Annotated in this window: 21 protein-coding genes and 1 pseudogene; 10 read left to right on the top strand and 12 right to left on the bottom strand. The window is 61.6% G+C overall.

The features are described 5' to 3' along the window. Positions 1–83: 83 nt before the first annotated feature. Together QM694_RS17160 and QM694_RS17155 are read right to left on the bottom strand one after the other, a co-directional pair. Positions 84–1,355 (bottom strand): D-amino acid dehydrogenase, encoded by a 1,272-nt coding sequence (locus QM694_RS17160; protein WP_415008131.1) that lies wholly within the window; start codon positions 1,353–1,355, stop codon positions 84–86. A 54-nt stretch (positions 1,356–1,409) separates the two neighbouring features. After that, positions 1,410–2,267 carry an FCD domain-containing protein gene (locus tag QM694_RS17155; RefSeq protein WP_415008130.1) on the bottom strand — a complete coding sequence of 286 codons (858 nt, stop codon included), beginning with the start codon at positions 2,265–2,267 and terminating at the stop codon, positions 1,410–1,412. Positions 2,268–2,472: 205 nt separating this feature from the next. Here QM694_RS17155 and QM694_RS17150 point away from each other — a divergent pair, with 205 nt between their 5' ends. From QM694_RS17150 to QM694_RS17130, 5 genes are all read left to right on the top strand, one after another. Continuing rightward, positions 2,473–3,558 carry a DSD1 family PLP-dependent enzyme gene (locus QM694_RS17150; RefSeq protein ID WP_415008129.1) on the top strand — a complete coding sequence of 362 codons (1,086 nt, stop codon included), beginning with the start codon at positions 2,473–2,475 and terminating at the stop codon, positions 3,556–3,558. 9 nt (positions 3,559–3,567) lie between these two features. Further along, positions 3,568–3,987, top strand: a complete 420-nt coding sequence (locus tag QM694_RS17145; protein WP_415008128.1) for a RidA family protein — start codon at positions 3,568–3,570, stop codon at positions 3,985–3,987. After that, positions 3,984–4,787: a PhzF family phenazine biosynthesis protein gene (locus QM694_RS17140; RefSeq protein ID WP_415008127.1), complete on the top strand. Its 804-nt coding sequence runs from the start codon at positions 3,984–3,986 to the stop codon at positions 4,785–4,787. The genes QM694_RS17145 and QM694_RS17140 overlap by 4 nt, the downstream gene beginning before the upstream one ends. Before the next feature lie 7 nt (positions 4,788–4,794). Further along, positions 4,795–5,538 (top strand): SDR family NAD(P)-dependent oxidoreductase, encoded by a 744-nt coding sequence (locus tag QM694_RS17135; protein WP_415008126.1) that lies wholly within the window; start codon positions 4,795–4,797, stop codon positions 5,536–5,538. A gap of 61 nt (positions 5,539–5,599) precedes the next feature. Further along, complete coding sequence (locus QM694_RS17130; RefSeq protein WP_415008125.1) at positions 5,600–6,073, top strand: hypothetical protein; 474 nt, start codon at positions 5,600–5,602, stop codon at positions 6,071–6,073. A 5-nt stretch (positions 6,074–6,078) separates the two neighbouring features. Here the strand turns inward: QM694_RS17130 and QM694_RS17125 are convergent, their stop codons facing one another. From QM694_RS17125 to QM694_RS17105, 5 genes are all read right to left on the bottom strand, one after another. Then, positions 6,079–6,846: an SDR family NAD(P)-dependent oxidoreductase gene (locus tag QM694_RS17125; RefSeq protein WP_415008124.1), complete on the bottom strand. Its 768-nt coding sequence runs from the start codon at positions 6,844–6,846 to the stop codon at positions 6,079–6,081. Positions 6,847–6,865: 19 nt separating this feature from the next. Next, positions 6,866–7,825, bottom strand: coding sequence for a cyclase family protein (locus QM694_RS17120; protein WP_415008123.1), 960 nt, complete (start codon positions 7,823–7,825; stop codon positions 6,866–6,868). A 68-nt stretch (positions 7,826–7,893) separates the two neighbouring features. After that, a complete protein-coding gene (locus QM694_RS17115; RefSeq protein ID WP_415008122.1) occupies positions 7,894–8,925 on the bottom strand; it encodes a substrate-binding domain-containing protein in 1,032 nt (343 codons plus the stop codon). Between the two features lie 25 nt (positions 8,926–8,950). Further along, a complete protein-coding gene (locus QM694_RS17110; RefSeq protein ID WP_415008121.1) occupies positions 8,951–9,970 on the bottom strand; it encodes an ABC transporter permease in 1,020 nt (339 codons plus the stop codon). Continuing rightward, entirely contained in the window at positions 9,967–11,526 is a 1,560-nt protein-coding gene (locus tag QM694_RS17105) for a sugar ABC transporter ATP-binding protein (RefSeq protein ID WP_415008120.1), read from the bottom strand. The genes QM694_RS17110 and QM694_RS17105 overlap by 4 nt, the downstream gene beginning before the upstream one ends. 210 nt (positions 11,527–11,736) lie before the next feature. Here QM694_RS17105 and QM694_RS17100 point away from each other — a divergent pair, with 210 nt between their 5' ends. The 5 genes from QM694_RS17100 (at position 11,737) to QM694_RS17080 (ending at position 15,124) form a co-directional block, all read left to right on the top strand. Further along, positions 11,737–12,672, top strand: a complete 936-nt coding sequence (locus tag QM694_RS17100; RefSeq protein ID WP_415008119.1) for an aldose 1-epimerase — start codon at positions 11,737–11,739, stop codon at positions 12,670–12,672. A 197-nt stretch (positions 12,673–12,869) separates the two neighbouring features. After that, positions 12,870–13,109: a hypothetical protein gene (locus tag QM694_RS17095; protein ID WP_415008118.1), complete on the top strand. Its 240-nt coding sequence runs from the start codon at positions 12,870–12,872 to the stop codon at positions 13,107–13,109. Between the two features lie 102 nt (positions 13,110–13,211). After that, positions 13,212–14,111 (top strand): DnaJ C-terminal domain-containing protein, encoded by a 900-nt coding sequence (locus QM694_RS17090; protein ID WP_415008117.1) that lies wholly within the window; start codon positions 13,212–13,214, stop codon positions 14,109–14,111. A 1-nt stretch (position 14,112) separates the two neighbouring features. Next, complete coding sequence (locus tag QM694_RS17085) at positions 14,113–14,391, top strand: chaperone modulator CbpM (protein WP_415008116.1); 279 nt, start codon at positions 14,113–14,115, stop codon at positions 14,389–14,391. Positions 14,392–14,482: 91 nt separating this feature from the next. Beyond that, positions 14,483–15,124, top strand: coding sequence for an SH3 domain-containing protein (locus QM694_RS17080; RefSeq protein WP_415008115.1), 642 nt, complete (start codon positions 14,483–14,485; stop codon positions 15,122–15,124). Positions 15,125–15,128: 4 nt separating this feature from the next. On the opposite strand, the gene QM694_RS17075 is transcribed toward QM694_RS17080, so the two are convergent. From QM694_RS17075 to QM694_RS17055, 5 genes and pseudogenes are all read right to left on the bottom strand, one after another. Then, positions 15,129–16,025 (bottom strand): PfkB family carbohydrate kinase, encoded by an 897-nt coding sequence (locus QM694_RS17075; RefSeq protein WP_415008114.1) that lies wholly within the window; start codon positions 16,023–16,025, stop codon positions 15,129–15,131. Next, on the bottom strand, positions 16,022–17,011 hold the full coding sequence (locus QM694_RS17070; protein ID WP_415008113.1) for a sugar phosphate isomerase/epimerase family protein: 990 nt from the start codon (positions 17,009–17,011) through the stop codon (positions 16,022–16,024). Before QM694_RS17070 ends, QM694_RS17075 begins: the two co-directional genes overlap by 4 nt. A 9-nt stretch (positions 17,012–17,020) precedes the next feature. After that, positions 17,021–17,891: pseudogene (locus tag QM694_RS17065) on the bottom strand (carbohydrate ABC transporter permease). A gap of 2 nt (positions 17,892–17,893) precedes the next feature. Then, positions 17,894–19,006: a carbohydrate ABC transporter permease gene (locus QM694_RS17060; RefSeq protein ID WP_415008112.1), complete on the bottom strand. Its 1,113-nt coding sequence runs from the start codon at positions 19,004–19,006 to the stop codon at positions 17,894–17,896. A 68-nt stretch (positions 19,007–19,074) separates the two neighbouring features. Continuing rightward, positions 19,075–20,724 (bottom strand): twin-arginine translocation signal domain-containing protein, encoded by a 1,650-nt coding sequence (locus tag QM694_RS17055; RefSeq protein ID WP_415008111.1) that lies wholly within the window; start codon positions 20,722–20,724, stop codon positions 19,075–19,077. Positions 20,725–20,875 lie beyond the last annotated feature (151 nt).

Here is a 20,875-nt window from a genome sequence, read left to right as displayed (position 1 = left end):
CTAGAATGACGGAGCAGGCATCTCCACGTGTTTTCCGAACTTTATGTTTGCCGCATATGTACCAGTGCGCGTCTTGCTGAACTTCAATGAAACCCGGATGCAACGATGCCTTGCCCGGGTGGCGGGGCAATGCCTGGTTTGACGCCGCTGATCAGGTCGGCCGCCACGCGGCCCGAACCGCAGGACAATGTCCACCCCAGATGGCCATGCCCGGCGTTGATCCATACACCGCCAATGCGCGTCTCTCCGATGAGCGGCGTGCCGGAGGGGCTTACCGGCCGAAGCCCCGCCCAGACGCGTGACTTCGCGATGTCGAGGTGCTTGCGCATTTCCGGAAAGGTGTAACCTGCGTTGGCGATGATCGCCTCGGCGCGCGGCATGGCCGGGGCCGTATCATAACCGGTGATTTCCGCCGAGCCTGAAATGCGCATGCGGTCGCCGATCGGCACGAGGCCGAAAAGCTTGCTGTCATCGATCACGGGAACAGTGGGTGCATCTTTCCAGTCCCCGCGCGGGAAGGTGATCGACACGCCTTTCACCGGATAGATCGGAACGCTGATGCCGAGTTGCGCGAGGAGCGGCGTGGCGAAGCTTCCCATGGCAACGACGACAGTGTCCGCCGCGATCCGTCCCTTGTCGGTGATGACCGCCGCTGCCCGCCCGCCGCTTATCTCGATCTTCTGCACGGTCTCGTTAAAACGGCAGGAGACGCCCTGTTTTGCGCAAGCGGCGGCCAACCCTTGCGTGAACTTGTTGCAGTCTCCTACTTCGTCACGCGGGAAATAAAGCGCGCCTGCCAATGTCGATCTGGTGTCACGCAAGGCAGGCTCCAGTTCGACGCAGCGATCCGGGCTGACGCGTTCATAGGTCAGCCCGAGTCCGGCGAGATGATCGCTGGACCGCTGCGCGCCATCGAGCGAGTCTACCGAGCGGTAGATCTTCAGAACGCCGCGCGTTGCGCGGTCATAGGCGATGCCGGTTTCCGCGCCGATTTCCTGCAGCGAACGCAACGAATAGAGCGCTAGGGCAAGATTGGATTCCGAATTGGCGCGGAATTTTTCCGGCGTGCAGTTGGCGGCAAACTTGAGTCCCCAACCGAGCATGTGCGGAATGGCGCCATAGCGGAGCAACAGGGGCGCATCTTCCTTGCCGAGCCATTTGATGATCTTGAGCGGCATTCCCGGCTGCGACCATGGCTCAACCTCGCTGGCGTGAATCACGCCGCCGTTGCCCCAACTCGTCTCGAGGCCTGCGTCAGGCTGGCGCTCGACCAGCACAACATCATGGCCTGCCTTCCGCAAATACCACGCCGTTGCGGTGCCCACGGCACCCGCCCCCAGAACAACCACCGTCATCGTAACTTCCCCCTTCTGAGCGGCAGCAGCAATCGACGGGGCGCGAAGACCCTATCAGCCGCCTGCTGCCTTTTTCTTCGATCGTTTGCTCTCCGACAGTTTCGCCGCCTTTTCAGGCTCGCCCTCCGGCGCGCTCCACATGGATTCCCGCTCGCGTTCGATCCGGCCAGCCACGTCGCGCGCTACCTGGCGCAGGATTTCTTCCGACAGGCGTTTCGATTCCCGATAGAGTTCGCTGATGAGCCGCAGATGGCTGGTCATCTCGTGAAATGCCCGCATGGGATCATGCGCGGCGACGGCCTCATAGATCGCCGTATGATCGCGGACCGAAAGCCGGTCGGCATCCGGCATATGAATGGTGGTGGTGCGCTGGTCGATCAGCCAGCCGACCAGCGCATCATGGACGCCCGCGAACACGGGATTGCGGGTGATGACCGTGAGTTCGTAATGAAACGCCACGTCCGTGCGGATAAATGCGCCGGTATTGCCCAGCGCCGCCGCATTGGCATCCAGCGCCGCCTTGAGCCGGGCGATGTCTTCGTCCGTCGCCACCCGCGCGGCCTGCCAGGCGACTCCCGCCTCGAACAGCAGGCGGGCCTGTTCCATGTGCTCATGCCCATGCCCCGTCGCAGTAAGGCGGCGGATGAGGCCTGCCAGCTGGCCGCTCAGGAACTTGCCCGACGGCGCGGTGACGCGCGCCCTGGCGCCGCTGGTGATTTCAACCAGCCCCTGCTGCTGCAGCACGAACAGCGCCTGGCGCACCGAGGGCCTTCCCACGCTGAAGCGTTCAGCCAGTTCCTTTTCGGAGGGCATGGCATCGCCTTCCTTGAACTCGCCAGTTGAAATGGCGCGCTCAATGAGTTCGGCGATGTCGTCGGAGCGTTTGCGTCGGCCCAGAGGCGGCACTGACATCGGATCATCCCTTTCCGAAAGACCAAAATTCTGAGCATCCCCTATGGCGGCGCTCTCCTTTTCGCAATCGGGAACGGCGTAGAAATTCGGGGCAAAATGTACGCGATGTCAATAGGTATAACGCATATTCACCCTTGACGCCTTTGATCTCCACACGTTAACTGCGGAAACAGCCAAGGACCGGAGACGGTGGAACGGAGGCCTGATGCGGCGGCATGATGTGGCGACACCGGCGCTGCTTCTCGATCTCGACATCATGGATCGGAACATCGCCATCATGGCGGATGCGATCAGCCGGCTGGGCGTTGCCGCGCGGCCGCACGCCAAATCGCACAAATGCGTGGAGGTCGCGCGAAGGCTGGTTGCCGCCGGGGCGATCGGCGCGTCCTGCGCCACCATCGAAGAAGCCGAAGCCATGGCGCTTGGCGGAATCCCCGGTATCTTGATTACCTCTCCCATCGTATCGCCAGACGCCCTCGCGCGATTGAAGCGCCTGCTGCTGCGGGGAGCGGATGTTTCGGTGACCGCCGACAACCAGGCGTCAATCGCCACGCTGGACGGGCTGGCGGCTGGAATTGGGGCACGCCTCGCCGTGATCGTGGAACTCGATGTCGGCGTGGGCAGGACGGGCTGCCGCGAACCGGCGGATGCCGTGGCTCTGGCAAGAAGCATTGCAGCTTCACCGCATCTCTCATTTGCCGGGGTGCAGGCCTATTGGGGCAATCTGCAACAGGTCATGCCTTTTGCCGAACGCGCGAGGCTGGTGAACATTCAGGCGCGGAAGCTTGCAACCCTCATTGATGAATTGAAAGCCGCGGGCCTGCCGCCCGCAATCGTCACCGGCGCCGGGACTGGGACGCATGTCATCGACGCCGGTTTGGGCCTGTTCACAGAAATCCAGCCCGGCTCGTTTCTCTTCATGGACAGCTGCTACGGCAGCATCAGCATTTCGGAAAACGAAAATCCCTTCACGCCTTCCCTGTTCGTGGCGGCGACCGTGGTGTCCGCGAACCAGCCGAAGCGTGTGGTGGTGAACGCGGGCTTCAAGGCCTTTGCTACCGACAGCGGCAAGCCGGTCGCCCTCAGAGGCGGGCCGGCCAATGCCATTTACAAGTTCATGGGCGACGAACACGGCGCCTTGGATTTCGAGGGGAAGGATGCGCCGCCGGTCGGAAACGTGATTGAATTTCTCACCTCACACTGCGATCCGACCGTCAATCTCTACAGCGCCTATCATGTCGTCCGGGGGGACGAGGTGGTGGATATCTGGCCCATTCAGGGGCGTCACTAGGAGCAACCGATGAAAAAAGCGTTCCCGATCGATCATGCCGTTCCGATTTCCAAGGCGGTGCGCGCCGGGGATTTTGTTTTTACGTCGGCCTTCGGCCCTTGGCTGTTCGACCCAAGAGACGTGACCTTTGATGAGCATGGTAACATTCTCAGCGATGGCTCAAGCCACGGGTCGATGCCCTTTGATGAACAGGTTCACCGCACATTTGATTTCATCAAGGCGGCCCTGGCCGTTGCCGGCTGCACGCTTGATGACGTGGTCAACAGCGAGTGTTGGCTCAGCGATGCGCGCGACTTCGTGGCCTTCAACGCCATCTACAAGACCTATTTCAAGGATGCTCCGCCCGTCCGTTCGATCTTCCCGATGAAATTCATGTTCAACTGCAGGGTTGAAATGAAAGTCGTGGCTTACAAGCCAGCCGCCGGATGAACCTGCTGGGCGCCAGGCTCTATCAGGCCGTCACGTTTGCGGCCGATCCCCTGTCGGGAAATCCGGCCTTTGTGCTGGCCGGAACGCAGGGCGCTTCGGATATTGCTCTCACTGGCGCCTGTGACAGCCTTAGGGCCGATGTGCTTGCCGTCCTCGATGAGATGGAGAATGAGCAGCCGCTCTTGCGGTTTTTTACGCCGCAGGGACGCCATCCGGGGGCCGGCCATGCCACCATGGCGGCGGCCCATGTCTTTCTGGCCTCGCATCACCGCGAGGATGTAACTTTCCGGCTGACCGACGGCGGTTCACGCAAAGCCAGGCGCGATGGGGATATGATCGCCGTGGAATTCCCGCTGATGCCGTTCGTGAAAACGGACCTCGCCGGAGTTGTCGAAGCGGCTGTTGGCGCAACACCTCTGGAAACTTCAGTGGCGCCCTTCGGACATGTCGCCGTCTTCAAGGATGAAGCAACAATTGCGGGATTGGCGCCGGACCTTGATCGCGTTTCGGCTCTTGACCGCTCGGCATTGATCGCCACGGCGCCGGGCAGCAATGGCGCGGATGTGGTTATCCGCGTGTTCGCGCCGAAGGTCGGCCTGCCCGAAGATCCAGTTTGCGGAACCGCGCACCGGATCATCATCCCTTACTGGGCCCGGAAAATGGGCAAGGCGAAATTGCACAGCCGGCATCTTTCGCCGCGCGGCGGCGACTTGTGGTGCGAGGCGAAGGGTGAGATCGTCACCATTGCTGGCAAAAACCTGCTCGTTGTTGACGGCACGATAAAACTTTCAACCCGGTGACTAAGACATGAAAACGGTGATCATTACGGGCGCAGGCACCGGCATTGGCGCCGCAGCCGCACGGCTTCTGGGGACAAGCGGCTGGAACGTGGTGCTGGTGGGGCGCAGGCGTGACCTTCTCGAAGCCGTGGCAAAGGAGATCAGTTCCAAGGCAGGCAAGCCGCTGGTGCTGGCCGAAGACCTCGCAGATCCCGGCGCGCCCAAACGCATTGTCGAGGCAACCCTCTCCACATTTGGAAGCCTTGATGCGCTGGTCAACAATGCGGCAACCATCAAGGTCATGCCAATCGAAGACTATTCTCTCGACGTGATCGACCTTCATTGGGCCGTGAACATCCGGGCGCCTTTCCTGCTCACGCAGGCCGCTGTGCCGCACATGCGCAAAAGCGGCGGAGCCATCGTGAATATCTCTTCCTCATCGGGCACCATCCTGAGGCCGGGGCAATCGCTCTACGGGATGACCAAGGCCGCCCTCGAATACCTCACCCGGTCGCTGGCTGGGGAACTGGCGTCCGCGAAGATCAGGGTGAATGCGCTGGCGCTCGGCCCGGTGGACACGCCGATCCATCAAACATGGGCAAGCGATCTCGAAGCCGCCTATAAATGGCTGGCGGAACAGGTGCCGCTGCAACGGATTGCACGACCCGATGAAATCGCCCGATGGATCGAACTGATGGTGTCTTCCGACTCCGCCTGGATGACGGGCGCCTGCATTCCGCTCGATGGAGGACAGGCTCTTGATATCACCTGACAAGGCTTTTGCGCACCTGCGAGCCGTGTTAACCGCGTTCTGCCTGCTTATCCTGTTTCCCGTGGCTGTTTCAGCCCAGGAGCGGCATGCCGATCCGCAGCTTGAAGCGCTTCTTCCGCACACGCTCGGCGGCGCGCTGCTCAAGACGGAGAGCCAGTCCGGCAAGGATTTATCGACCGGGAGCACGGCGTTCGATGCGTTTCTCACAGCACTTGGAAAAACGCGCGCCGATTTCACCGTGGCAAGCGCCTATTCACAAGGCGAGCTCAAAGCGGAAGTGGGCGCGTGGCGCGTCAACGGAACGGATGAGGCAGCCCTTCTGAAAGGCTTCCGTCAGGTGTTGCAAGCGTCAAGCACCACGCCGCTCGCCAACGCACAGGAAAAGATGGCCGGAAAATCCGTGACGCGGATCGGCGATCCGGGCCAACTTACGCGCGGCCCCCTCTACGTCATCGCGCGGGGCAATACGCTGTTCTTTGTCCAGACGCCGGACCCATCGCTTGCCAATGAAGCGATGGGGAAATTGCCGCCATAGCAGCGCTACAGTTCGGCGTTGACGATGAAGCCCGCATCCACCAGCAGAGTGGCGGATGTCACATAGCTCGCGTCGTCGGACAACAGGAAGGCAATCGCCGCCGCGAGCTCCGATGGTTCGCCGACGCGCCCCAGCGCAATGCGCTCAAGATAATATTTCATAACATCAGGCTGCTCGAACATGCTGGCGCTCATGTTGGTCCTGACAGCGCCGGGTTCGATCACATTCACGCGGATGCCATGCTTTCCCAGCACCGATCCCAGTGCCTTGCCCAGCATGCTGATGGCGCCCTTGGTGCCGCAATAGGCGACTTGCGTGGGCGCGCCCACATGCGCGGAGATCGAACTGATCATGACGATGGCGCCACCATGGCCTTCCGCCATCATCTGCCGCGCGCCTTCGGTGCACACCACCCAAGCGCCCCTGACATTGGTTTCAAAGAGATTATCGAAATCATCAATCGATGTTTCATCCCAGGTCATGAATGGATTGATGGCGGCGTTTGACACGATGCAGTCCAGCCGCCCGGCGCGCTTGGCAACCTCGGCCACCATCGCCTTTACGGCCAAGGGATCGCGCATGTCGGCGGCAATGGCAAAGGCTTCTCCACCCGCATCCTTGATCATCCGCAATGTCTCGTCCGCGCTGGTATCAGGTTTGCGGTTCACCGCCACAAGAGCGCCTTCCGACGCGAGGCGCACTGCCGTTGCCTGGCCAATGCCCGTGGTGGCCCCCGTCACCAGCGCCACTTTTCCCGTAAACCGCGCCTTCATATTCTTCTCCTGGCCGTTGTCAGAACATTGCAATGGGATTCCACGGCGATCCCGTGGCGCCCGGCAGGCGCAGCGGCAGGCCGACCACCATGAATTCCCAGCGCTGCTCTTCCTCGCACGCCGCGGCGAGCTCCTCGAGCTGCAGGCTGTCGGAAATCAGCATTCCCATCGCGGTTAATTGCAGGACGTGGATTGGATAGGGCACACGGTCGACATTGCTTGGCACGGTTTCGCCATCGCCATCGGGAAGAAAACCGGCGATGCGGCGCTCGTGCATCCAGGGCACGGTGTCGATGTGCAATCCTGCCTTGCCTTCGCCCGCCGGGGGATATTCATTGCTCCATGCGCCAAGCGCGAGGCGGCGGGCATGATGGCCGGTGCGGAACACCAGAAGATCGCCCTCGCCGAGGCGGACGCCTTGCGCCTTTTCGATCGCTTCCAGTTCCTTGCGCGTCACGGCTTCGCCGGGCTCCAGCCATGGAACGCCGCGATAGCGCGCCGCATCGAGCATCACGCCGCGCCCCACAATGCCCTTGTGATAGGCGGCGATGCTGCCCCACTCGGAGCCTCTTGAGGTGAGGAGCGAAACAGGCTTGCCATTATAGAGCTGGCCCTTGAAGCCCACGTGATTGAGCGCATCCACATGGGTGTGGCAGTCGCCATGGCTGGCCATGGCGAGATAGCACATGCCGAAAGAAAGGCCGCTTTCGCTCACCGGCAAATCATGCATCAGCGACATCAGGTGCACGGCGGGATTGGGATTGTCCGGCCCCGCCACCTTGTTGATGGGAATGGCCATCGACACGGTGCGGCCGGACCGTACCAGGCTCGCGGCCTCAGCAATCTTGGCCGGGGTCACATAGTTCATCGTCCCCAGATCGTCATCCCATCCCCAGCGGCCCCAGTTCTTCACCTCTTCGAACATGCGTTCGAAGTCAGCAAAGGAAACCGCGGCGGGAGGCGTCAGTGTTCTGGTCATGGGGCTTTCCTGATGAAGACCGGCCCGGAGGTTGGTTATCCGGGCCGGACAAGAACCGTACAGCTTTCCTATTCAGCGCCCTTGGTGGCTTCAAGAATAAGATCGACATTGTCCTTGGTGATGAAGATCAGGCCGGAATCGCCGATGGCCGGCAGCGGATTCTGAACCCAGTGATCCATGCCGAGATTACGGATGATGTCGTTATGGAACACATAGAGATACATGACGCCGAAGAAATCCATGGTCTCGTATTTTTCCATATTGATCATCTTCACCGTGCCATCCTTGATGGAGTTCAGGAAGTCACGGCCCGCTTCATTGGACGTAATAATGATCTTGCCCTGCTTGCCGGCTTCGGTGATGGCGCGCACGATGCCGGGGCCTGCTTCGGAGTCAAAGCCAACCATGCCTGTGAGATCGGGGTGCCCCTGAACGATGGCGGCAGTATTGGCCGCCACCTGCTCGACATTGGTGCCTGACTCTTCATCGGCGACCACTTTCACATCCGGGCAATTCTTTGCCAGTGCGTCACGCAATCCCTGGCGCGCCTGGATGAAATTGCTGGCGGCGAGGAAGGAGATGGTGCCGATCTCGCCTTTCGTCAGGCCAGCCTCTTTATGATACTGGCACTGATATTCGCCGTGCTTGTAGCCGAGATTGTACCAGTTGGTGCCAAGATAGGTGAGGCGCTTCGACATTGGCAGATCACCGTCGGTCACGATGGTCGGCACCTTGTTGTCGATACACTTGTCCACTTCCGAAGCCAGCGCATCGTCCCAGCCGCCGACCACGATGACGCCAGCGGGATTCTGCGTGCACTCGGCGTCCACCGTGGCGATGAATGCGGCCAGATCCACAGACGTGGGACCAGCGATCCTCACCTTCACGTTCAGGGCCTTGCGCGCCGCTTCGAGGCCCGGATACACGCGCTCGACGAAGAGCGGCAGGTTCGACGCATTGCTGATCCAGACATATTCCTGGTCGGACCGGCTTGCGTCGCCGATCGGCTTGTCCAATCCCGTCGGCGCACCCGCGAAGGCCGGTCCTGCGCAGAAAAGGGCCGCGGCGGCTGTAAGCACTTTCCACATTGGCGATGTCATGACGTTTCCTTTCTCCCTGCTTTTATCAAACCCGCGTTTTGGTGCGGGCAAACTGGTCAAGCCCCACGCTGATCAACAGAACAAAGCCCACGACGATGAGCTGCCAGAACGGATTTATGCCGGCGATGATCATGGCGTTCTGCAACAAGGCCATGAACAGCACGCCAAGGAAGGCGCCAAAGATGGTTCCGACACCGCCGGAAAGGCTGGCGCCGCCCAGCACCACGGCGGTGATGACCTTGAGCTCCACGCCCTGCCCGGCCAGCACCACGGCGGTGTTGAGCCTTGACGCCAGAAGCGCACCGGCGAGGCCGGACAAAAAGCCCATGATGACAAAGAAAATGAAAATCGTGCGGTCGACATTGATGCCGGAAAGCTTCGCCGCGCGCGCATTGCCGCCGATGTAATAGGCCTGGCGGAAGAACCTTGTCCGCCCCACGAGGAAGCCGAAGATCAGAACGATCACCGCCATGAACCAGAAGGGCGAATAGATGCCGAGAATCTGCGTCTGGCCGAAAACCGTGAAGCCATTGCCGATGTTGGTGACACCGGCGCCCGACACGAGTTGCAGGCCGCCACGATAGATCGAGACTGTCGCCAGCGTGGCGATCAGCGCATTGATCTTGAAGCGGGTGACCAGCACGCCGTTGATGACGCCGAGAAGCGCACCCCAGACGCAACCGACGAGAAAGGCAGGGATGGGCGGGAAGCCCAGCATCTTCACGGAAAGACCGGCCATGATGCCGGAAAACGCCAGAATGCCGCCGATCGACAGATCGAACATGCCCGAGATCATCAGCACCATCATGCCGCAGGCAAGAATCGCGGTTTGCGCGGTGTCGAGCAGAACCACGGCCGCGTTGGCCGGCCTCGGGAAGGTGGTAGGCTCAAGGATCGTCATGATGACGACGAGCGCCAGGATGAGGAAGATCAGCAACTGCTGACGGTCCATCGCCATGCGAAGCCAGAAGGACCTCCCGCCCGAACCGCCGCTCTCGGGCTTTGCCTTCAGTGTTCCGTTGGCCGATGTTGCGTCACTGCTCATGCTGCACCGATGGGAGAAGGGGTTGCTGCCGCGGGAGCGGCAAGTTCAAGAACGGAGATTTCCGTGGCGCCCGCGGCATCCATTTCGCCTGCGACTTGCCGCTCGGCCATCACGACGATCCGGTGCGCCAGCGCCAGCACTTCCGGCAGATCGGACGACACCACCAGAAGCGCCATGCCCTGGGAGGCCAATTCGCGCAGAATGCGATAGATGTCGGCCTTGGAACCCACGTCGACGCCGCGCGTCGGCTCATCGACGATCAGGATGCGGGGTTTCCGCGCCAGCCATTTCGCCAGCATCACCTTCTGCTGGTTGCCGCCGGAGAGATTGCGCACCTGGCGATCAATATTGGGCGTGGCGATGCGCAGATCCTTGACGTGCCGTTCGCTGACTTTCCGGATCTCCGCGTCGGAAAGCAGGCCGGAATGCGTATAGGCATCAAGATTGGCCGCACCGATATTCGCGGCAATGCTGAAATCGAGAAAGAGCCCCAGTTCCTTGCGGTCTTCCGGCAGCATGCAGATTCCGGCCCGCATGGCATCCATCGTGTTCGCGAGGCTGACCGGCTTGCCGTCCACAAAGACCTTGCCGGACTGGATTCGCCGTGCGCCGAAGATGGCCTCGCAAACCTCCGTCCGCCCGGCGCCCAGCAAACCTGCGAGGCACAGGATTTCGCCATAGCGGAGCTTGAAAGAGAGCGGGCCAACCGGGTCGGCCACGAGATCCTGCACTTCCAGCGCCACGGGGGTGTCGGCGGCGACCCGGCGGAGGTCGGGTTCGAATGAAAGCTCGCGGCCCACCATGAGCGCAATCAATTCGCCGTGGGTGACCGACTTCGTGTCCCTGACACCCGTGACACGGCCATCTTTCAGCACCGTCACGCGGTCGGAAATCTCGAAAATCTCGGCCATGCGATGCGAGACATAGACCACCGCCGCGCCATGGGACGCCAGGCGCCGGATCACATCGAACAGCTTCCGCCCCTCCTTGATGGTGAGCGACGACGTGGGCTCATCAAGGATGATCACCTTCAATTCATGTGAGAGGCCCTTGGCGATCTCGACCATTTGCTGCTGGCCCGGTGAGAGCGTATCGACGGCCACGCGTGGATCGATATCGACATCGAGTTCCGCAAGGATGCGCGCCGCACCCTTGTACATCGCATCCCGGTCGATCAGCCCGAACCGGCCCGAGGGCTGCCGGCCGGCATAGATATTTTCCGCGACACTCAGAGCGCCAACCAGGCTCCGCTCCTGAAACACCATGGCAATGCCGGCGTCGGCGGCGCCCCGCTCATCCAGATTGGCTGTCGATACCCCGTCTATTTCGATGCTGCCGGAATCCGGTTTGTAGACGCCCGCAACCATGTGCATCAGCGTTGATTTTCCGGCGCCGTTTTCTCCGATCAGTGCGTGTATTTCGCCGCGCTTCACGTCCAGTGACACGCCGTCGACGGCGCGAACGCCGGGAAAGGTTTTCACGACATTGCGGATGGCCAGCCGGGGCACGCCTCCATCGGGCGCTTGGGCGGGTGCCGGCGTTCCTGCGGCGCTCATCTCACGCCCGCCGCAGCCGGAGAAACCGGAAGGATCGCAAACGATGTTAATTCAGAGAAGGTCACGTCCCCACGCCCCAACCTTCGTTTCAATTGCCGCCGCGGGAAAATCTCACAGCATGAGGGTAAGATGTCAATAGGTTTTTAAGCGTTGACCCCTTGGACCACTTTCAGCTTAATCGGCTCCGTCTCACAACCGGCAGGACTTCGCATGACAAGCAGGCTCGATCTTTTCAAACTCCTGCCGTCAGAGGCCGGCGATCTCGTGACCCTCGCAGCAGGCGATTGGTCGCTGGTCTTCGCACCCGATTGCGGGGCAAGAATCGTCAGCCTGACATTCCGGGGCCACAACGTCCTAAGGCCTGCGAGCGCCGAAGGCTTGGACAAGGGTCTCGTTTATGGCTTTGGAGGCTTCCCACTGGTCCCCTATTCGGGGCCGATCTTCGGTGACGGCTTCCATCACCGGAAAAGCTTCCACGCGTTGAGCCGAAATGTGCGGGAGGAGCCAACGGCCACGCATGGCGAAGGCTGGATCAGGCCATGGCAAGTGGTGGAACGCTCAGCGCAATCCTGCGCCCTGGCCTTCACACACCACGTTGAAGAAGGATCATTCCCGTTCCGCTACGAGGCCCGCCTTCTCTATTCCCTGTCTGATGATGGATTAACGGTAGATCTTTCGGTGACCAACATGGATCACCGCATCATGCCGGCGGGCATCGGATTTCATCCTTATTTTGAAAAACACAGAGGCAGTACGCTCAGGTTCGACAGCAGCGCGGTCTGGCCGCCGGATGCGCCGGAGAATCTGCTCAAGGGCATGATGCCGCATGAGGACGGCCTCGACTTTTCAGAGGCTGCGGATATTTCCGGCCTGGTTTTTGACAGGCTGTTTGACGGGTGGGATGGCGTGATGACGCTCCAGCACCCGGGCGGATTGACGATCACCATGAAAGCCGATGCGGGTTTTCCCAAACTCCAGATCTATGATGCGTGGGATTATCCCTATATCTGCATCGAGCCGGTCAGCAATGCGAATGATGGGTTCAACCGGCTTGCTCAAGGCGTGGCGGGGCACGGCGTGAGTGAATTGCATCCGCAACAGAGTATTTCCGGCCGATTTCGAATCGAGGCCAGTTACAAGCCGTGACGTTCGGAAGAATTGAATATTGCCACTGCAGGCAGACAGGCCGCGCTTGGCCGGAGGATCATCCCGGGAGTTAACGCCACAGATTCCTGGTTTGAAATTTCGCCTGGCAGTTATCATACTATACCCGTATCCAATTTTATCCCGTCTGGCGCGGCATCGTTTACGCGCCGCATGGATCTGAATACGGAGCTACTGCCATGAGAACACTGCTTCTGTCCCTCGCGATTTCAGGCGCCGTCTTGGCATTGCCCGCACAAGCGGAGCCCAGCCGCAGTTTCGGCAGCCGGCAATCCGTCATGGAAGATCAAAAGGCAGTATGGCTGCCGCTGACGCCTGAGATGCGTCCGTTTCCCTTGACGCCGTTTGAACGGGCAACCGAAGTTCTGGGCGCCACCAACGGCAACGACCGCCGCCCTACGCATCACAAACATCATTGACGCATCCTCAGAGCGCCCCAAATTGCACCCGGCAGCGTTTGTTTTTTTCTGCGGCGGGGGCTACTTCTCAGGCCGGCGTGAACAGAATTGATGCAGGGAACAATGGCGAAAAGTCCTTATGAGGTGCTCGGGGTGGCCGCATCGGCCACCGCACCCGAAATTCAGAGCGCGTACCGCAAACTCGCGAAAAAGCTGCATCCCGATCTCAACCCCGGTGACAAGGCGGCAGAGGAAAAATTCAAGGACGTGTCCGCCGCCTATGATCTCCTCAGCGATGCAGACAAGCGCAAGCGCTTCGATGCCGGTGAAATCGACGCGGCGGGCAATGAACGGCCGCAGCAACACTATTACCGTGACTATGCCTCGGCGGGGTCCGAACAGCCTTACTCCAATGCGTCGGGCTATTCGGACTTCATGGATGGCGATGATGCCTTCGCCGATCTTTTGCGCCGCGCCCAGCAGGCGCGCGCCAACCGGCCCGGCAGCGATCTGCATTACCGCTTGTCGATCAGCCTCGCTGAAGCCATCGCCGGTGCAAATAAGCGCCTCACATTGCCGGAGGGCGGCACGCTCGACGTCAAAATCCCGCCCGGCCTCACCGATGGGCAGGTGCTGCGCCTCAAGGGCAAGGGTGCGCCTGGCCATGGCACAGGCGCTGCCGGCGATGCGCTGATCGAGATCGAAGTGCTGCCCGATCCGCGCTTCACGCGCGAGGGAGACAATATTTCAATCGAGATTCCGGTGTCGCTGACCGAGGCGGTGCTGGGCGGCAAAATCCGCGTGCCCACGCCCACTGGCGCTGTCACGATGACGGTGCCGCCGGGGTCCAACACCGGCACCACGCTCCGGCTCAAGGGCAAGGGAGCACCCCGCCGCGAGGGCGGGCATGGCGATCAGCTCATCACGCTCAAGATCGTTTTGCCCAGAACCGCCGATCCCGATCTCACGGCCTTCGTCTCGGGCTGGGCCAACGGCAAGACCTTCAATCCGCGGGAGAGCTGAGATGGCCATGGACAAGCAGCGGTTTCTCACCACATCGGGAATCCAGATTCAAACACTCGACCTCTGGATCGAGCAGCACTGGCTGGTTCCGCATGAAACAGCGCAGGGGCTGGAGTTTTCCGAGGTGGATGTGGCGCGCGCCGCCTTCATCCGGCAGATGAAGGACGATTTCGGCGCAAATGATGCCGGAATCGACGTGATCCTTCATCTTCTCGACCAGATCCACGGGCTGCGGCAGGCCCTTTCGGAACTGCGTGAAGGGCTGGACAAACCTGTCTGACGCTCCGCCGGAAATCCGGCGCATTTCTGTCTTTATAAGAGAAGAAGGGAACGCCCGGACACGTCAGGCGTTTCCACAACGTGAGGTGAACATGCGTTTCAGACGTCTCTCCATTATCGGCGCCACGGCCGTCATGCTGGCGGGCTTTGCCACCGCGGCGCAGGCCTATTCGGGCTACGTGACATCCGATCTCAATGTGCGGGCAGGCCCCGGCACAGGCTATCCGGTCATCGGTGTTTTGCCGGGAGGCGCGCGCATCGAAGTGCTAGGATGCCAGCCGAGCTGGTGCGATGTCGCGGTGGACGGCCTGCGTGGATGGGCCAGCAGCAATTATATTTCACAGGAGCGCTACTACAGCCCGCCGCCGGTCATCGTCGAGCCGCCGATCTATTACCAGCCCTATCCGCCGCCCGCGTGGTGGGGGCCGGGCTATCCGGGTTGGAAGCCGGGCAAGCCGCCGCCGCATTGGGGTCCGGGAAAGCCGCCTCCAGGCTGGGGCGGGCCAGGCAAGCCTCCTCCGGGTTGGGGCGGGCCGGGCAAGCCGCCCAAGCCTCCAGGCTGGAAGCCACCGAAACCGCCGGGCGGGCAATTCCCGCCGGGTGGTGGGCCTGGCATGCCTGGTGGAGGCAAGCCTCCGGGTGGAAAGCCTCCGGGCTGGAAGCCACCGCCGGGCGGTGGATTGCCGCCTCCGGGTGGGGGGTGCGTGCCCATGCCGGGCAAGCCCTGCCCCTGACGGGCTAAAGAAACTTCATGACATCATCCCGGCGCAGCATCACCTGCTGCGCCGGTTCTGTTGAAACGAACAGCGCCGCCGCAGCGCGGGCGAAATCGGCGGCCTCGCGGATGCTCCTGCCCGCTGCGAGTTCAGCCGCCAGCGCGCCGCAAAAGCAATCGCCTGCGCCATGCGATGAAATGGCTTTCACTTTCACAGCCGGAAGCGGGAGCGGCTTCGCCCCCTGCTCCATCAGCACCAGCCCCTCCGCGCCAAGCGTGACGATAACGGCGTGATGCGTCCCGGCAAGCACGCGTGCAGCGTCTGATGCCTCAGCGCCATTGGTGACGGGAAGCCCCGCCAGCATCGCCGCCTCCACACGGTTGACAACCAGCACATCCACCAGCGCCGCGAGGCCTTCCGTCATCGATCGGGCAGGCGCGGCATTCAGCACCACGCGCGCGCCTTTCGCCTTTGCCGCGCGTGCAGCGGCGAGATTGGCGGTTTCAGGAATCTCATTCTGCAGCAGCAGAACGTCGCAGTCCCACAGCGCATCCCAGCCCTTGGGATCGGCCTTGAGATTGGCACCCGACACGACCACGGCGCCATATTCCCCGCCCGCTTCGCTGATCGCCACGCTCATGCCGCTGCCCTGCCCCGCCAGCCCGGCCACGCAAGATATATCGACGCCCGCTTCGATGAGATTGGTTAAGAGGCGTTTGCCGAAATCATCATCGCCCACGGCACCACCCATGCGCGTGTCAGCACCCATGCGCGCCGCCGCCACCGCCTGGTTGCCGCCCTTTCCGCCGCATTTATAGCCCCAGGCCTGCCCCATCAGCGTTTCATCGCGGCCCGGCAGGCGCGGCGCATCGACCATGATATCGAGATGGAGAGATCCCGCGACGCTGACGCGGTTCATGCTGCGCCGTAAAGCGCGGCCTGCAGGATGCGCTGGCTCGCCACGGCGTCCTGGCGTGCAATCGCCTCATCGAGCGCCGCATTGCCGCGAAGCTTGTCGAGCACCCGGCCCATGCCTTCAACAGCGGAAATATTGGCCGAACATTCCGCCACCGGATCAAGCCCCACGGCATCGGGGAAGGTGTCGAAATAGATGGCGTTCCTGTAGCCCAGCTTTTCCAGCGTGTAGAGCAGCTCCAGCGTTTGCGGCACATGCACGCTGCCCGCCACCAGCCCGTCATCGCGCTTGGCATAGCCGTCGTTCAGGTGAACGCCGAGGATGCGGCTCTTCCTGTGGATCAGCGCCGCCGCATAGGCCGGCATTTCATCCGCATACAGAACATGCGCGAAGTCGACCGTCACGCCCATATTCCTAGCCCCCACCTCCGCCACCATCAGCAGCGTCGTGCCCACATCGGGCAGAAGGCTGAAGGCGCGCGGCTCGTTCGGCTTGTATTCGATGGCAATATCGATTTTGGGGTTATGCGCGGTGATGACCTCAAGCGCCTTCGCCGCATCATCCCACATGCGGAGGTAATCGGCCTGGAAGGGATAGTCGAAACCATCCTGCCCCAGCCACAGCGTCATCAGGTCACCGCCCGCTTCGGCGAGGCTGTCCAGCCCGCGCAGCGTCAGGTCCAGCGCCTTGGCGCGCAAGGCCGGATCGGCGTGGGCAAGCGCGCCGGACTTGAAGCCGGGATCGGAATAATAGCGCATGGCGAAGCCGTTGAGGCTGATGCCCAGGTCATCCAGCGTCTTCCTGATCTCTCGCGCGCTCGTGCCTTCCAGATGATCGGGAAAATTGAAATCGACGGCCGACAGACCCGGCACCGTGGCGGCGCGGGCAATCAGGTCGAGCGAGGTGATGCGGTTGCGCCCCGGCCAGACCTGCGCCGCATTGGCCTTGAAGCCGTTGAGGCGGGTGGCATAATCAAAGCGCGTTTTCATACAATGCCTTTATTTTCCCGAGCCTGCCGTCAGGCCCTTCACGATGTAGCGCTCGAGCGCGATGCCGATGATGATGAGCGGCAGGATGGCGGCGGATGACAGCGCCGCCATCGACCACCAGCTGATCCCTTGCGAGCCCGTCTGGCTCGCCACCATCACCGGCAGCGTCTTGGCGTAGGAGCTGGTGAGAAGGGCGGCGAAGAAATATTCATTCCATGTGAGAATGACGGAGAGAATGAAGGCCGCCACCATGCCGGGCAGCGCGATGGGCAGGATGATGCGCAGGAACGCCCCCCAGGCCGAACAGCCATCCACCAATGCCGCCTGTTCAAGCTCCTGCGGGATGGTGTCGAACTGGTCCTTCATGATCCAGATGACGATGGGCAGCACCATCAGCGCATAGACCATGATGAGGCCCAACATCGAGTTCGAGCAGCGCCAGCTCCTTGTAGAGAACGAGGAAGGGCATGGCGAGCACGACGGGCGGCAGGATCAGCTGCGAGAGGAAGAAGAAGGAAATGTCCTTGTTGCGCCAGATCGCGAATTTATACTGGAACCGGCTCAAGCCGTAAGACGCCATCGAGCCCAGCACCAGCGCCAGTGCGGAGCCTCCGAACGAGGCTTGAATCGAATTCCAGAAACGCTTGATGAATTCCTCGCGCGGCGTCGATGGCGTGAAGATCGTATCGGGCGACAGGCCGATGGCGCGCAGCCCCAGCCAGCTCGGCGTATATTGAACCCACGGAATGATGTGGCCCAGCTGCACGTCCTTCGCCACCTTGAAGGTGGTGGAGAAGGTCCAGAAGATCGGGAATAGGGCGATCACCGTCCACACCGCCAGCGCCAGATAGATCAACGACCGCTTGAGCGTGTAGGGCATCGTCACACCGCCTTCTGCATGTATTTGGAGGTGAACTTCAGCAGCAGCGCCACGAAGATGATGATGACGATCAGATAGACCTCGGCGATCATCGTGCCATAGCCGACGTTGGAGCGGTCTTTATAGACGCGGAAAATATAGCTGGAGATCGTGTCGGTGGCGCCGCCGGGGCCGCCGGCCGTGGTGTTGATCACGATGTCGGCCAGCTTCAACTGAAAGATGATGCGCAGCACGATGGTGGTGAGGCTCACCGGCAGCATGAGCGGAAAAGTGATTTCCCAGAAGCCCTGCCAGCCCGTTGCGCCATCGACGCGCGCCGCCTCCTGCACCTCTTTCGACAGCGCCTGAAGCCCTGCGAGAATGAGGATCATCATGAAGGGAATCCACACCCAGGCATCCATCAGCGCGATCGTCGATTTCGCCAGCCATGGCGTGGTGAGGAGCGACGGGTTTTCCCAGCCGAACCAGCGCAGCAGATTGGTCACCGGGCCGAAGCGGTATTCCAGCATCGACTTGCCGATCATCCAGCTCACCGCCACGGGTGACAGCATGAAGGGCAGCAGAAACGCCACGCGGAAAAACTTCTGTGCCTTGATGTCTGCGTTCAGCAGCATGGCGAGGCCGAAGGCGATGGCATATTGCACCAGCACCGTCGCCACATAGAACACCATGTTGCCCAGCGCGTTCCAGAAATAGGGATCGGCCATCAGCTGATAAAAATTGTCGAGGCCGTTGAACTGCCGCCCGCCCGCCGATTGCAGGTTCCAGTCGCTGAAGGCGATATAGAGTCCGAAGAAGGTGGGGAAGATCACCAGCGCCAGCGTGAAGAGCACCGCCGGCAGCACGAAGAGCGCGCGCCAGCCTGCCTCGCCCAGGCGGAAAATATTGCCGACGCACAGCGCCACGCCCCAGAGCGCGTAACCCGCGAAGACCGGCATCCAGCTTGCGAAGCCGAATGTGGTGAGGCCCGCCGCATAAAGCGTTTGTGCCCCGGCGAGCGCCACGAGAAGGATGCTGGAGAGAAGAATGATAAGCTTGCCGAGCCGCCGCCGCTGTTCCGGCACCACGGAGGTTGCGGTCTCAAGGGCGGGTGCGGCGGATGCTGCTGATGTCATGGTGGCCGCAGGTCCCGGTTCCAGAAAATGAAACAGGCCGGCGGTCATGCCGCCGGCCTGCCGTTTGCTTACATACCCAGGGAAGCCTTGTAGAGCTTGATCTGGGTGTCGCGGCCAAGCTGGTCGGTGCGCTTCTCCCACGCGGCGGCAATGGCGTCCGCGCCCGCCTGCGCCGTCATCTTGCCGGCGTAGATGTTGGAGAGAATGTCCTCGGCTTCGCTGTAATACTGGAAGATGCCGGGGATGCGCGGTTCGATGGCCGCATTGGGGTGGTTGTAGGAGTTGAACTGCGAGTCGAGATAGTTGGTGATGAAGGCCTTGTCGTAGCCCGCTCCCACCCATTCGTCGATGTTGTGCTGGCTGTTGCGGTAGCACTGGCAGCCTGAAGGGTAGGCCGCCATCCACAGCGCGATGTCCTTGCCGCCGAGATGGGCCGCGAGAGACCACGCTGCCTTCTGCTTCGCCGCATCGGCGTCAACGCGGGCCATCACATAGATGCCCCAGCCCAGATAGGCGAGGTTGGGGGAATAGTTGGGGCCGGAGGGCAGCTTGTCCCACGCACCGGTCTTGGCGTTGTAGACGTCATCCGAACCCGGAAGGATGTCGAACGCCGTCTTGCCCTGAATGACCGAGCTGTCATTGGTGTTGACGTTCGAGCCGATGTCGCCCCACCACGAGAGCATGGTGCCAGTGCCGGCGAGGAACTGCTGGAAGCCCGTGGTGCCGGGATCGGCATTGAGCTGGTCCGCCGGTTCAGACGGCAGGCAGTCGAGCACGTCCTGGATGGCGCGCACGAAGGCCGGATTGTTGACGCGCGGCTTCATCGTCTCGGGGTCGAAGAGCCAGGCCTTGTCGTCGGGGTGCTTGGCATAGGCCGTGGCGCGCGACTCGAGGAAGTAGAAGCCGAAGCCGCCCCAGCCCTTGCACGGATCGAGATAGCCATAGAGATCCTGCCCGTCGAGCTTCTTGCCCTTCAGGAATTTCGTCGCGGCGTTCACCTGCTGCCAGGTCTTGGGCTCGCCCCAGGCGCCAGCGCCACCCGCCTTGCTCCACTCATCGGCCAGGCCCTTGTCGCCGAACACGTCGGAACGGTAGTTGAAGTTATGGCAGTCGCCGTCGATCGAGACGCGATACTGTTTGCCATCCCAGGTGCCAACCGGCGGCTTGAGATAATTCACATAGTCATCGATATCGATCTGCGTCTTCACCCAGTCGGGCATCACGGAGGCAAGGCCCTTGCCGCACACGTCGCCTTCGAAGGGCGCGCCCATTTCGATCACGTCGAAGTCCACCGTGCCGGTGGCGATCGCCTGCTGCAGGCGGGCGTTGTAATCGGCCTGCGCAAGGTCGATCCAGTTGATGGTGGCGCCGGTGTAATCGGCCCAGGCCTTGGAGAGGCCGCGGAACAGCACGTTGTGGACGTTCTGGTTGTTGAGGCCCATGAACGAAAGCTCGACGCCCTTGAACTCGCCTTCCTTGACGCTCGCCTTGGTGGCGCCCAGGCACATTTCGCCAACCTTCTGCCAGTCGGCATCGGTGGGCGATCCCTTGCCGACGCCCGGAATCTGCAGGATGGCGGCGCGCAGATCATCGGCGGCGGATGCCGTCTTGCTGTTCAGCGTCAGCGCCGGGGTGCCGACGGCGGCCATGGCCGCTGCACCGGCAGCGCCTTTCAACAGGCCGCGGCGGCTCAACTGATTATAGAAATCGACCTTCATGTCTTGATCTCCCACTGGCGTTCGATGGTTCTTATGTGAAAAATTCCGCGAGGCGCGGGGCATGATGAACGCTCGTCAAACTATGCAACATCGCCGCGTGATGTCAACGTGCGCGCAGCGCCAAAGCCGTTGAAAAATGGAAAGGATTTAC

Source organism: Aestuariivirga sp., assembly GCF_047602625.1.
Lineage (GTDB): Bacteria > Pseudomonadota > Alphaproteobacteria > Rhizobiales > Aestuariivirgaceae > Aestuariivirga.
This window is presented reverse-complemented; position numbering and strand designations above follow the sequence as displayed.

Bases quoted from the DNA above. Each gene is read 5' to 3' on its own strand.
- QM694_RS17070 (WP_415008113.1), bottom strand. From the start codon at position 17,011: ATGAAAACGCGCTTTGATTATGCCACCCGCCTCAACGGCTTCAAGGCC.
- QM694_RS17095 (WP_415008118.1), top strand. From the start codon at position 12,870: ATGAGAACACTGCTTCTGTCCCTCGCGATTTCAGGCGCCGTCTTGGCA.
- QM694_RS17075 (WP_415008114.1), bottom strand. From the start codon at position 16,025: ATGAACCGCGTCAGCGTCGCGGGATCTCTCCATCTCGATATCATGGTC.
- QM694_RS17085 (WP_415008116.1), top strand. From the start codon at position 14,113: ATGGCCATGGACAAGCAGCGGTTTCTCACCACATCGGGAATCCAGATT.
- QM694_RS17080 (WP_415008115.1), top strand. From the start codon at position 14,483: ATGCGTTTCAGACGTCTCTCCATTATCGGCGCCACGGCCGTCATGCTG.
- QM694_RS17150 (WP_415008129.1), top strand. From the start codon at position 2,473: ATGCGGCGGCATGATGTGGCGACACCGGCGCTGCTTCTCGATCTCGAC.
- QM694_RS17145 (WP_415008128.1), top strand. From the start codon at position 3,568: ATGAAAAAAGCGTTCCCGATCGATCATGCCGTTCCGATTTCCAAGGCG.
- QM694_RS17110 (WP_415008121.1), bottom strand. From the start codon at position 9,970: ATGAGCAGTGACGCAACATCGGCCAACGGAACACTGAAGGCAAAGCCC.
- QM694_RS17125 (WP_415008124.1), bottom strand. From the start codon at position 6,846: ATGAAGGCGCGGTTTACGGGAAAAGTGGCGCTGGTGACGGGGGCCACC.
- QM694_RS17055 (WP_415008111.1), bottom strand. From the start codon at position 20,724: ATGAAGGTCGATTTCTATAATCAGTTGAGCCGCCGCGGCCTGTTGAAA.
- QM694_RS17140 (WP_415008127.1), top strand. From the start codon at position 3,984: ATGAACCTGCTGGGCGCCAGGCTCTATCAGGCCGTCACGTTTGCGGCC.
- QM694_RS17155 (WP_415008130.1), bottom strand. From the start codon at position 2,267: ATGTCAGTGCCGCCTCTGGGCCGACGCAAACGCTCCGACGACATCGCC.
- QM694_RS17090 (WP_415008117.1), top strand. From the start codon at position 13,212: ATGGCGAAAAGTCCTTATGAGGTGCTCGGGGTGGCCGCATCGGCCACC.
- QM694_RS17115 (WP_415008122.1), bottom strand. From the start codon at position 8,925: ATGACATCGCCAATGTGGAAAGTGCTTACAGCCGCCGCGGCCCTTTTC.
- QM694_RS17060 (WP_415008112.1), bottom strand. From the start codon at position 19,006: ATGACATCAGCAGCATCCGCCGCACCCGCCCTTGAGACCGCAACCTCC.
- QM694_RS17160 (WP_415008131.1), bottom strand. From the start codon at position 1,355: ATGACGGTGGTTGTTCTGGGGGCGGGTGCCGTGGGCACCGCAACGGCG.
- QM694_RS17100 (WP_415008119.1), top strand. From the start codon at position 11,737: ATGACAAGCAGGCTCGATCTTTTCAAACTCCTGCCGTCAGAGGCCGGC.
- QM694_RS17105 (WP_415008120.1), bottom strand. From the start codon at position 11,526: ATGAGCGCCGCAGGAACGCCGGCACCCGCCCAAGCGCCCGATGGAGGC.
- QM694_RS17120 (WP_415008123.1), bottom strand. From the start codon at position 7,825: ATGACCAGAACACTGACGCCTCCCGCCGCGGTTTCCTTTGCTGACTTC.
- QM694_RS17135 (WP_415008126.1), top strand. From the start codon at position 4,795: ATGAAAACGGTGATCATTACGGGCGCAGGCACCGGCATTGGCGCCGCA.